The 12,552-nt window shown below is 48.4% G+C and carries 9 protein-coding genes; 2 read left to right on the plus strand and 7 right to left on the minus strand.

Going from position 1 to position 12,552, the window contains the following annotated elements; genetic code table 11:
* The first annotated feature begins 300 nt into the window (after window positions 1-300).
* Window positions 301-1,965, plus strand: coding sequence for an asparagine synthase B (gene asnB / locus SHEWANA3_RS13440; RefSeq protein ID WP_011717455.1), 1,665 nt, complete (start codon window positions 301-303; stop codon window positions 1,963-1,965).
* 149 nt (window positions 1,966-2,114) lie between these two features.
* Here asnB and SHEWANA3_RS13445 read toward each other — a convergent pair whose 3' ends face one another.
* From SHEWANA3_RS13445 to SHEWANA3_RS13455, 3 genes are all read right to left on the minus strand, one after another.
* Complete coding sequence (locus SHEWANA3_RS13445; protein WP_011717456.1) at window positions 2,115-3,122, minus strand: patatin family protein; 1,008 nt, start codon at window positions 3,120-3,122, stop codon at window positions 2,115-2,117.
* Window positions 3,123-3,397: 275 nt separating this feature from the next.
* Window positions 3,398-5,614: a TonB-dependent siderophore receptor gene (locus SHEWANA3_RS13450; protein ID WP_011717457.1), complete on the minus strand. Its 2,217-nt coding sequence runs from the start codon at window positions 5,612-5,614 to the stop codon at window positions 3,398-3,400.
* 294 nt (window positions 5,615-5,908) lie between these two features.
* Window positions 5,909-7,699: an acyl-CoA dehydrogenase C-terminal domain-containing protein gene (locus SHEWANA3_RS13455; protein WP_011717458.1), complete on the minus strand. Its 1,791-nt coding sequence runs from the start codon at window positions 7,697-7,699 to the stop codon at window positions 5,909-5,911.
* A 227-nt stretch (window positions 7,700-7,926) separates the two neighbouring features.
* Here SHEWANA3_RS13455 and SHEWANA3_RS13460 point away from each other — a divergent pair, with 227 nt between their 5' ends.
* Complete coding sequence (locus SHEWANA3_RS13460) at window positions 7,927-8,775, plus strand: D-hexose-6-phosphate mutarotase (protein ID WP_011717459.1); 849 nt, start codon at window positions 7,927-7,929, stop codon at window positions 8,773-8,775.
* A gap of 94 nt (window positions 8,776-8,869) precedes the next feature.
* On the opposite strand, the gene SHEWANA3_RS13465 is transcribed toward SHEWANA3_RS13460, so the two are convergent.
* The 4 genes from SHEWANA3_RS13465 to fabF all read right to left on the minus strand — a co-directional run bounded on the left by SHEWANA3_RS13465 (window position 8,870) and on the right by fabF (window position 12,471).
* On the minus strand, window positions 8,870-9,745 hold the full coding sequence (locus tag SHEWANA3_RS13465; protein ID WP_011717460.1) for an NAD(P)-dependent oxidoreductase: 876 nt from the start codon (window positions 9,743-9,745) through the stop codon (window positions 8,870-8,872).
* Window positions 9,746-10,087: 342 nt separating this feature from the next.
* The gene (locus SHEWANA3_RS13470) at window positions 10,088-10,567 is read right to left on the minus strand and encodes an acyl-CoA thioesterase (RefSeq protein WP_011717461.1); all 480 of its coding nucleotides are present in this window, start codon (window positions 10,565-10,567) and stop codon (window positions 10,088-10,090) included.
* Between the two features lie 116 nt (window positions 10,568-10,683).
* Window positions 10,684-11,052: a hypothetical protein gene (locus SHEWANA3_RS13475; protein WP_011623150.1), complete on the minus strand. Its 369-nt coding sequence runs from the start codon at window positions 11,050-11,052 to the stop codon at window positions 10,684-10,686.
* Between the two features lie 180 nt (window positions 11,053-11,232).
* On the minus strand, window positions 11,233-12,471 hold the full coding sequence (gene fabF, locus SHEWANA3_RS13480; protein WP_011717462.1) for a beta-ketoacyl-ACP synthase II: 1,239 nt from the start codon (window positions 12,469-12,471) through the stop codon (window positions 11,233-11,235).
* Between the last annotated feature and the right edge of the window lie 81 nt (window positions 12,472-12,552).

The raw sequence follows: 12,552 nt of genomic DNA on the forward strand, positions 1-12,552 counted from the left end.
TCACTATCTTGCTCACATTTATGATTATTTTCCTAAAAACGGATTTTCTTGAGTCAACATTACGTATTTACCAATATCCCGCTTGGCAACCCACAAGCAAAAACACTTTATTCATAAAAATTCGAAATAAATTAAATAAAAACCAATTAAAAGCATTTTAAAGATACAGCAAACTCACTTAAAACACCTAAAATCAAACGAATCGTCAAAAATAATGTTTGGCAAAATCCCGAATTGCTGGCACATTGATACTCAATTGAGACATCCTCAAATGAAATATAGCGGTTTAGGAGTTGCATTATGTGTTCGATTTTTTCAATTTTAGATATTCAATCCGATGCGAAAGAGCTGCGCCAAGTGGCACTGGAAATGTCCAAACTGATGCGCCATCGCGGCCCCGATTGGTCAGGCATTTACGCCAGCGACAAAGCGATTTTGGCCCATGAGCGCTTGGCGATTGTCGATATTGAACACGGTGCGCAGCCACTGCTAACCGAAGACGGCAGCCTTATCCTCGCGGTAAACGGTGAGATCTACAACCATAAAGAACTCAAAGCCCAACTCGGCGATAAATACAGCTATCAAACCAACTCTGACTGCGAAGTGATCTTGGCGCTATATCAAGAATATGGCACTGAATTCCTTGATAAATTAAACGGTATTTTCGCCTTCGTACTCTACGATAAAGCCAAAGACGCCTACCTTATTGGCCGCGATCATATGGGCATTATCCCACTGTACACAGGGCGTGATGCGGCGGGTAACTTCTATGTCGCCTCCGAAATGAAGGCACTGATGCCTGTCTGTAAAACCGTGGCCGAATTCCAGCCAGGGCAATATCTGTACTCAAGCATCGGTGAGCCAGTGCAATACTACACTCGCGATTGGCAGAGCTTTGATGCAGTGAAAGATAACGGCGCCAGCCAAGAAGAATTACGTGATGCCCTCGAAGCCGCCGTTAAGCGCCAATTGATGTCCGACGTGCCCTACGGCGTGTTGTTGTCTGGCGGTTTAGATTCCTCGGTGATCTCAGCCATTACCCAAACCTTTGCCAAGCGCCGTATTGAAGATGACGATCAAAGTGGCGCTTGGTGGCCACAGCTGCACTCCTTTGCCGTAGGGTTAAAAGGCGCGCCGGATTTAGCCGCCGCTAAGAAGGTCGCCGATGCGATTGGTACCATTCACCACGAGATCAACTTTACCTTCCAAGAGGGTTTAGATGCGATTAAAGAAGTCATCTACCACTTAGAAACCTATGATGTGACCACCATTCGTGCCGCGACACCTATGTACCTGATGGCGCGTAAAATCAAAGCGATGGGCATTAAAATGGTGTTATCGGGTGAAGGTGCCGACGAACTCTTTGGCGGTTACTTGTACTTCCATAAGGCACCAAACGCGCAGGCCTTCCATGAAGAACTCGTGCGTAAACTGGATAAACTGCATCTGTTCGACTGTCTGCGCGCCAACAAAGCCATGGCGGCGTGGGGACTCGAAGCCCGTGTGCCTTTCCTCGATAAGGAATTTATGGATGTGGCGATGCGCATCAACCCCGAGGCAAAAATGTCTAAGGATGGCCGCATTGAGAAACACATTCTGCGCCAAGCCTTTGAGCATAAACTGCCAAAAGAAGTCGCCTGGCGTCAAAAGGAGCAATTCAGCGATGGCGTGGGTTACTCTTGGATCGATGGTTTAAAGGCCCATGCTGCTGAGCAAGTCGACGACTTACAACTGGCTAACGCGAAGTTCCGCTTCCCGTACAACACGCCAGAAACCAAGGAAGCCTATTTCTACCGTTGTTTCTTTGAGGAGCATTATCCATTGCCAAGCGCCGCCGAAACGGTTCCCGGTGGCAAGTCGGTCGCCTGCTCTACTCCAGAAGCGCTGGCATGGGATGAAAGCCTACGTGGCATTATCGACCCCTCTGGCCGCGCCGTACGCTCAGTGCATGCCGCCAGCTATTAATCGCTGACGCATGCCATCAAGATAAAAGCCACCCTAGGGTGGCTTTTATCTTTAACTATCTAACTCTTTAAGACTTGGATTTAGCTTGACCACATGGCGCCAAACATAAATGCTGCTTTGAAATATCACCTTGAGATCGAACAAATAACCTAGGCCGATATCGCCAGCGGTGCAACGGGCGTCGCATCTTTAGCCTTGGCAATTTGCCCAGAAGACGTTGCAAGAAACGCCTTCCCCGCCTTTATCCCTTGCTGATAATCAATGCGTAAATCCACATCTGTACTGCCTAACAGCTTGCTCTGTAATGGCGCCTTCGCAAAAATCTGCACAATTTCAACATCATCGGGAGGATTGGCAATAAAGTCTAACTCGGCCTGATAGGCTTCTTCATGCTGCACTAAGTAATCAATGGTCTTAGGGCAAAAGCCAGAGACACAGATCCACGATTTAAGCTTATGTACCCAAGCCGATTGGGCTTGAAAGTCCTCATTGACTGTTCTCACGACCACAATTTTACGGGCGCCCCGTTTGTACGCCTCTCGCACGGGCAGCGGCGCCGCTAAACCGCCATCGAGGTAAAAGTCTTGCTCGGGTTCGAGTGTCGCTTCAACATGATTAGCAGATTCAATCCCTAACCAAGGCGTTAACTTGACCCCCTGTTTATATAAAAAAGGCAAGGCGCTAGAGGCTTTGAGTAGTTCACGCCAGTGCTCATGACTGGTTGGACTCAAGAAATACCCTTGGCGATCAGACACTCGTGTAGTCGTAATAAGGAGTTCTCGCCCATTGAGGGATTGACTCGCCGCAGCTAAATCCAGCTTAAAGCTGCCACGCTGAGTCTGCTCAAAATACCAGTCAAGATCGATAACGTTGGCACCAATCAAACCGCGTCCTAGTTGATAAAAGCGTTTATGGCGCGTTAGCCCTCGGATGAGTTTTTTGGCGTAACCCTTTTGTCTGGCTAAAAAACTGGTCAAGTTTTGCGAGCCTGCTGAGGTACCAATCAATAAATCGAAGGGGTCGAACTCCGCCTCAAGCCAAGCATCGAGTACGCCTGCGGTAAAAATGCCACGCTGGCCACCGCCTTCTGCAATTAACGCCACTTTCGGCGCGGTAACAGATTGAGAGGCAGAAGATAAATGGCTAATCGGCGGCATAACTGACCTTATCGCAACAAAGACGCAATGGAGAATAGATAAGCTCAGTCTAAACAAAGATTGTCACAGTCAAAAACGGATAGAATCTATCGTTGTAATCGATAAATAAAATATTAGAAGCGTTTCATGCGGATCATGGCATGGTTAGCAGCAATGCTAAAACACGCTGCACATTAAAAGGTATAGTTAAATTTATCTTTAGATACAATATCTTGATAAGCAATCTATGCCCACGAATCATCACGCGGGCATAGATGACACTTGGAAGCTTTACCCTAGAACTTATGGGTCAACTCCAAGGTGACATTACGTGGCTCACCGGGGAAATGGCCATTGCGCTCACTAAATCCGCTAACAGCATATTCCTTGTCGAAGATATTCTTCAGATTTAAGCGCACTTGGGTTTGGTCCCATTGGGTCGTCCAGCTCATATCAAACACTGTATGGGGTTTCACCGTTTGACCATTGAGGCTAAATTGCTCGCCCACATAGTCCATCCCAAAAGCAATGGCCGAATCAATCGCTTGAATATCGTAACGTGTCCACAGCCCCGCTTGATGACGCGGCGCATTGGCAAAATGTTTGCCGTCACCAAAGGTGTTGGTTAGGCTGTCGTTGATCACGCCTTTAATCACTTGGGTATCGTTATAGGCATAGTTGGCCGTTACGGTAAGGTTATCCGTAAGATCCCCCACCAGCGTCCATTCTACCCCTTGGCTACGTACTTCGCCTAAATTGACTAAGTTAGGAATACCATCGTCATCGCCGGTATCTAGAGGGTTTGCCTGGGCCACATTTTGTTTTTCAATACGATAGAGTGCGAGCGTGGTCATAAACTGGCCATCAAGCCACTCGTTTTTCATCCCAAGCTCTATTTGATTACCGGTTTCGGGATCGAGTGCGCCGTCACTTTTAATACTCTCTTGATCCGACAATGATGCCGGATTGAAACTCTCTGAGTAGTTCAGATAGAAAGACATAGATTCGATTGGACGATAATTCAGCCCAGCCCTTGGGGTAATGGCATTATCGCTAAAGGAGAATCCGGTCTTTTTGTCGTAATCATCAAACTGGCTAAAGCGTAGACCCGCAATTAAAGACCACTGCTCGTTGAAATGCAGATGTTCTTGCAGATAAAGGCCAAAACGGTTGGAGCGGGTACCGTCGGTATCCATGTCTTTTAATTGGTAAGTACTCGGATTTGTTTCACCGTAATTCAGCTCAAAGATATAGAGATTACCCACGCCTTCCTTGCTGGTCGCCAACTTGTAATGGTATTCGGTTTCGACATAGTGATAATCACCACCAAACAGGAACTCATGTTCAAAACCTAAGGCATTAAAGCGATAGACAAAATCGTTGGTTAAACTGATTTCGTCATTGGCACGGGATTGGACACGATATTCACGTTTGATGGTGCCATCTGCGCTGTTTGCCTTACCATCACCGTTCACATCGACCCAGCCACGGGATTCGTGATATTGCTGATCGGATTCATTATTCAGATAACGAATTTGAGTTTTTACCGAAAAATCATCACTAAATTGATGATCGAGAATCGCTTGCAGCACCAAGGCATCCATTTTCTGGAAGTCGCTCTTCTCGTTGGCATTGTAGGAAGGGTCAACGAGGAAATTCCCCGCATCATCCACGGGTACACCACGGAGTCGATTACCGCCCAAGTCCTGTCTTATCAGATCGAATGTGGTGGTCAGCTTAGTATCGTCACTGATTTCATACAGTAAGCCACCTGCTACTTCGGCATTTAAACTATCGGCATTGTTACGGAAGCTATCTTCCTGTTGATAATAGCCTCCCAATCGATAGGCTAAATCCTCGGTTAAGCCGCCGGTGAAATCCAGCGAGCCGCCCATCATGTCGTAGCTGCCCGTGCTTAGGGTGAGCTCTTTACGCTCGACAAAGGTTGGTTTTTTGGTGACATAGTTAATCATGCCGCCGGGTTCGCCACCGCCATAGAGTGCCGATGCAGGGCCTTTTAATACTTCAACCCGCTGTACGTTGAACAGTTGTGGCACCGAAAATCCCGAATACGGGTCGCCACGCACGCCATCGTAAAACACGTTGGCATCGTCGCGAAAGCCACGAAAGGTCACGCCGGAATAGCTAAATTCACTGACACCGGCAATGGAGCGGTATAAGTCAGTAATATTGCGGGCGGCTTGATCGTCAATCAGTTGCTCGGTCAGCACTTGTACTGACTGCGGCAGCTCCATCACATTGATGGCCGTTTTAGTGCCGATTTCCGTCTCTTTATCGACATACATTTGCATGGCGCGACCGCGCACAACAATGCGCTCTGGCGCCTTAGTCTCAGCTTGTGCTTCGGCCTGTGTGTTGGTTTGTATAGCGGCTTGTGCCGTTGAAACACTTTCTTGTTCGGGTTGACGCTCTTGAGCGTTAGGCGCAGCCGCAAAGACCAAATGCGGCATCAGGGCAAGCGTTAGTATTGAATAGGCAAAACGTGATTTCACAAAGTCCCCCAACCTTGAGCAAACCTGTGGTTTACCCATGTCATCTAAAATGTGCCGTCATTATAAAGTTTGATTATTAGATGACAATAATTCTCATTTAAATTTACATCGGTCGGGATTTGTAACAATTGTAAAGAGAGTCCACTCGTAATGTATGGATGTAACGGCATGGCTCCTAGTGAATGGATCTTAGTGCATAGCTCTTACTGAATGGCGCTTAATAAAAGCCATCTTAATAAAAAAGCCAGCATCACGCTGCTGGCTTTGACTGGTTGTAACACTTTGAAGGTAAACTTAAAAAATCGCCTCATCGAGCGTGGTTAACATCTCACTCGCCTGCTCCAACTGTTTACGCAGACTGCGGCTCTGCACGGCCCAATACGCCATATAAAAGTCCGCCGTTTTCAGTTTAGCTTGGTAAAAATTGGACTCTTGCGTGCCATTTTCGAGTGCAGTCAGGGCAATCTTCGCCATACGCGCCCACATCCAGGCAAGGGCAGTAATGCCAAATAACTCGAGATACGCCATCGATGCCGCGCCGATAATGTCGGGATTGCTAGCCGCATGGGTCGCTAAATAACCGCTCGCCTTTTGTAAATCGGTGGCGCAATCCATTAGCCCACTGATATAGGGCTGCATTTGCGGATCTTTGCCCTGTGATTGAATAAACTCAGTCACTAGCGCAGACCATTGCTGCATGGCGGCGCCGCGATCGCTCAGCAGCTTACGCCCAACTAAATCGAGCGCCTGAATGCCATTTGTGCCTTCATAAATCAAAGCGATACGGCTATCACGCACGAATTGCTCCATGCCCCACTCGTGGATATAGCCATGGCCGCCAAATACTTGCTGTGCATCCACACAGGCGTTAAAACCACGGTTTGTGATAAAGCCTTTCACCACAGGGGTAAATAACGCCGCTAATTGGGCAGCCACTTTTGCTTTGGCAGGATCGCTATGGCGCTCTGCCTCATCGAGCCACAGCGCCTGCTGGCCAACGAGTGCACGGGCACCTTCGTTAAAGGCTTTTTGCGATAACAACATCCGGCGCACATCACCGTGCACCAAAATCGGATCGGCGGCTTTTTCGGGCGCCTTAGCCCCACTAATGGCGCGGCTCTGCAATCTGTCCTTGGCGTAGGCCAAGGCGCTTTGATAGGCGATTTCGGACACGCCTAACCCCTGCATCCCAACACCTAAGCGTGCTTGGTTCATCATGGTAAACATGGCGCGCAGACCTTGGTGGGGTTCGCCGACTAACTCACCGAGTGCCCCCTCAAATACCATCACGCAGGTTGAGTTGCCGTGGATCCCCATTTTGTGCTCAAGGCCGCTAGCATAGAGGCTGTTCGCCTCACCTAAACTGCCATCACTGTTCACTAACACTTTGGGCACGGCAAACAGCGAAATCCCCTTCACACCTTCGGGCGCGTCGGGTAAACGGGCGAGTACCAGATGCACTATGTTATCGGTAAATTGATGGTCGCCCGAGGAAATAAAAATCTTCTCCCCAGTGATGGCAAAGTAGCCGTCCGCCGTGGGAACGGCCTTAGTGCGCAGTAGCGCTAAATCGGTTCCGGCATGGGATTCGGTGAGGTTCATGGTGCCAGTCCATTCACCACTCACTAATTTGGCTAAATATTTCTGTTTAAGTGCCTCACTGCCGTGGGCGTGAATGGCCGAATAGGCGCCATGGGTAAGGCCGGGATACATGGCAAAGGCCATGTTGGTCGAGGTTTGCATCTCGGTCGCAAAAATCCCGACCACTTCGGGCAGTCCTTGACCACCATAGGCGGGATCGCAGGTCAGTGTCGGCCATCCATTGTCGACAAACTGCTGATAGGCGTCGGCAAAACCTTCTGGGGTAACCACTTTGCCATCAACGAGTTTGCACCCCTGCACATCCCCCACGCTATTTAACGGCAACATCACCTCAGTACTAAAATCCGCCATACCTTGCAGGATGGCATCGACCAGATCGGGGTCGATTTCATCGAAGCCTTTAAGAGCATCTTGCTGATAAATATGCAACATTTCATCGAGGATAAATTGATAGTCACGTAGTGGTGCTTGATAGACTGGCATAATCGCTTCCCTTTCTTGTTTTATGGCAATGGACTAAGTGCTCTGACCACTTTAGCTAAATCTGTTGAAAAAGGAAGCATCTGAGCCTCTGTACAGTGACTTTTGTTTACACAATCGAACAGCGAAACCGTAAATTGATCGCAACAAAGGCTTATGCTCAAGTGCAAAAGTTTGTAAGCTAAGTGTCTGTATTGCTGATATGTCATCAGGTTGAGGATATTGTTACTATGGGTTCTGTTACCACCAAAAAACACGCAAACGGGCTCGATTATGTCGAAGTAAACACTGCGTTATGCCAAGCAAGGATTTTTTTACAGGGCGCACAAATCGACCATTTTCAACCCGTAGGTAAGCCGCCCTTGTTATGGGTGTCTTCGGCGGATGACTATCAACCCGGTAATGGGATCCGTGGCGGTGTACCCGTCTGCTGGCCTTGGTTTGGCATGAGCAATCAAGCTAATTTTCCACAACATGGTTTTGCCCGCACCCGTATTTGGACACTCGAGTCAGTTGAGATGCGGAATCAACTGGTGGATTTACGTTTTAGCTTAACCATCAGCGAAGAAGACAAGGTCTTTTGGCCGCACCATACCCAAGTCAACGTGCTCTTTACCTTAGGTGAAACCTTAAGTATCAGCTTAGTTAATACTAACCTTGGCGATGTGCCCGTTACGCTCACCCAAGCACTACACAGCTATTTTCCGATTGAAGATATTCACCAGCTTAAAGCCACTGGTTTTAGTGGCGCTCAATATATTGAGTTTGCCGAGGGGCCTTATCCGCAAACGACAGATGATGTGCTATTTGACCGCGAAACCGACCGCGTTTACACCAAGCTAGGCCCAGTACAACACTTATATACGCCCCAAGGTGTGATTGAAGTGAGCCGCGAAAATAGCCACTCGGCCGTGCTGTGGAACCCTTGGATTGAAAAATCGACTCGCCTTGCCCGCTTTAATGACGATGACTATCTGACCATGGTGTGTCTGGAAGCCGCCAATGTGCTTGAAGATAAATTAACGCTGGCTCCCGGCGAGAGTCACAGTTTAGTTACCCATATTCGCTGGGCAGACTAATCGGTCTTTATCACCCCATCAGTGAAAAAGCCCAGTGCATGACTGGGCTTTTTTATGCCATCAAGTTTATGATGGCCATCTATTAGGCAACAACCTACTTAGTGCTTTTCTCAAAACGCGCTAACAAGCTTGAGGTATCCCAACGATTGCCGCCCATGGCTTGAACTTCGGAGTAAAACTGATCCACTAGCGCGGTTAAGGGTAAGTGCGAGCCATTGCGGCGAGCTTCTTCTAGGGCAATGCCTAAATCCTTACGCATCCAATCGACGGCAAAACCAAAATCATAGCTTTGGCCCCACATGGTTTTGTAGCGATTTTCCATCTGCCAGCTTTGCGCCGCGCCTTTACTGATCACCTCAACCACTTTTTCACCGTCAAGACCAGCCTTACGGGCAAATTGCAGTGCTTCGGCAAGGCCTTGAACCACACCTGCGATACAAATTTGGTTGACCATCTTAGTGAGCTGGCCTGCACCAACCTCACCTAAACGCTCTGCGCAGCGCGCAAACGCTTCGATAACGGGCTTAACACGCTCGAATACGGCTTGATCACCCCCGACCATCACGGTCAGTACGCCATTTTCGGCGCCAGCTTGGCCACCCGATACAGGCGCATCGAGAAAATCGACGCCTTTTTCGGCCAGCACTTTATGTAATTCACGGGCCACATCGGCAGAAGCCGTCGTATGGTCAACTAGTACTGTACCTGGCGCCATGCCATGGACCACGCCATCATTGCCTAATACCACTTCACGCAAGTCGTTATCGTTGCCTACGCAGGTAAAAACAATATCTTGGCCAATAGCCGCTTCTTTAGGCGTTGGGCAGCAACGACCGCCGTAGTTCTCGACCCAGGTTTGTGCCTTGGCAAAAGTGCGGTTATACACAGTAACCTCATGGCCCTTGTTGAGTAAGTGTCTTGCCATGGGGTAACCCATTACGCCTAAACCAATAAATGCGACTTTTGCCATGAGGAATTCCTTTAATTGATAAACAAGGTGAAACGTTTTACACCACACATTTGTACTGCGTTCATTAGCATCACTCTATTGAAAACACTGAATTGACAACAATGGACTAACGACACGCAGAACGCGCGCTTATGTTACTCCGAGAAAGACCCGACCTAAACTAAAAAAATGCGAGCAAGTGTTTCAACTTAAAGGGTCAATCCGTAGCAAAAAACGCTGGCGGCAGTGTAGCACTCGCTTAGGCAAGCGTCAGAGTAAAAATGCCCTCGGCAGCAAACGCAGTGTTCGACAGAAACAACAAAGGCGCACATTGGCGCCTTTGCTTTTTATCACGAGCCAAAATCACTTTTGCACGTGAGCTTCCATTTCGGCGCCAATTTTCTTGCGCATTTCCATTAAGCGCAGCGCAGAATCACGCAGATGAATATCATGCTCAGTCTGCGGCACCCATTCAGGCACGGGTGTCGGTTGTCCGTTTTCATCCACGGCAACCATGATAACGATACAATGAGTCGTGAGATGGCGCTCAGAGATCTTAGGATCCCCTGCCCGTACATCAATCCCGATATGCATCGAGGTCTTGCCGGTATAAATCACCTTAGCGCTGACTTCAACAATATTGCCCACTAGGATCGGTTGTACAAATCGGATCCCCCCCGCATAGGCGGTAATGCAATATTTACCACTCCAACCTGCTGCGCAGGCATAGGCCGCAAGGTCAATCCATTTCATCACAGCGCCACCGTGAACCTTACCACCAAAATTCACATCCGCAGGCTCAGACAAAAATCTCAGGGTAATTTGTCTATCGATACCAGCCATATAACCTCAACTTATTCAGCCTCTGTGGCTCAATGATTTTGCAATAAGTTGAGTTTACGATAGAAATGGTCAATAGCGTAAAGATAATTGCGATTGCCTTCGTGAAGATAACCGATTTAGCCAAAGTAGCTTATCAGCCCACAGGAGAGTAATAATCCCGGCAACGCTAAGCGATACAACCACAGCTGTAATTGGCTGCTGACAAAGCGAGTCCCCTTACCAAAGGTATAAAGCCCAAGTCCAAATAGAAACAGCCCAATCACTTCAAATCCCGACGATAAATGGTTGTTACCACCGACGCTGATGGCAGTCACCAATAAGGCGAACCACACCAGCACATATGCCGCAATCGCAAAGGTGAAGGTCTTCATGCCGATATCCATATTAGGATGCCAAGCTTTAGATTCACCACGAATTAATTCGGTTAAATTAGCGGTTACCGCCCCAACGATAGGCACAAGCGGGATCACCAGAGGGTTTAGCATGACAAGCTTCCTTTTAAATAGAATATGCCTGTCATTATCGGCGCCAAGTAAGATTAAACAAGTAGGATGAACAAAGGTTAACCCTTAGGATATCAGCATGTTAGAAAGTGATATCCGGCACAATTCGAGCATAAAAAAAATGCGCCCATAGGCGCATTTTTTTATCGGGCTAATCGCTGTTTAGACTTTCTTAAACAGCAATGAACCGTTAGTGCCACCAAAACCGAAGGAGTTACACAGAGCATACTCTAACTTCACATCGCGGGCAGTGTGTGCCACGAAGTCTAAATCACAACCTTCGTCTGGATTATCGAGGTTGATGGTCGGCGGTACGGCTTGATCGCGCAGCGCAAGCAAAGTGAAAATCGCTTCAACCGCACCCGCAGCGCCCAGCAAGTGACCCGTCATAGACTTAGTCGAACTAACTAGCAGATTATAAGCGTGGTCGCCAAATACAGATTTCACCGCTGCCGCTTCGGCTTTATCGCCCGCTGGCGTTGAAGTACCGTGCGCATTGATATAACCAATTTTTTCAAATGACAGCTTGGCATCATTCACCGCATTAACCATAGCCGCAGCAGCGCCCGCACCATCGCTTGGAGGCGATGTCATGTGGAACGCATCACCGCTCATACCAAAGCCAACAAGTTCGCCATAAATGGTCGCACCGCGCGCCTTAGCATGTTCGTATTCTTCCATCACCATCACACCCGCGCCATCACCGATGACGAAACCATCACGGTCTTTGTCCCACGGACGGCTGGCCGCCGTTGGGTCATCATTACGGGTTGATAGGGCTTTGGCCGCGCCAAAACCACCTACGCCTAATGGACAAGTCACATCTTCGGCGCCGCCTGCGATCATCACATCAGCATCGCCATAGGCAATGGTACGCGCCGCAAAACCAATGTTGTGCACACCGGTAGTACAAGCGGTCGTGACGGCAAAGTTAGGCCCAGTCATACCGTACATAATCGATAAATGGCCAGCAATCATGTTGATGATGGTGCTTGGCACGAAGAAAGGCGAAATTTTACGAGGGCCACCGCTTAATAGCGCGCTGTGGTTTTGTTCAATCAACCACATACCGCCCATGCCCGCACCTATTGCGGTACCGACGCGGCCTGGGTTTTCTTTGCTCATATCCAGACCCGAGTCTTGGATAGCTTGGATGCCAGCAGCCATACCATATTGAATAAAGAGGTCCATTTTACGGGCGTCTTTTTTGGTTAAGTACTGCTCAACATCAAAATCTTTTACAGAACCACTGAAACGAGTGGTGAATTCGCTGGCATCAAATTTGGTTATAGGTGCAATACCACTCTTACCCGAAAGCAGCGCCTTCCAAGTAGTATCGACAGTATTACCCACGGGAGTTACTAACCCTAAACCGGTTACCACTACACGACGTTTAGACACGGCAGTCACCTTTTAATGCTAAATAGATAAGGTTATGACAGATAATGGTGTTTCTATCATAAAGAATCTTCGCCAATCTGC

Origin of the sequence: Shewanella sp. ANA-3, from assembly GCF_000203935.1 — a bacterium.
GTDB lineage: Bacteria > Pseudomonadota > Gammaproteobacteria > Enterobacterales > Shewanellaceae > Shewanella.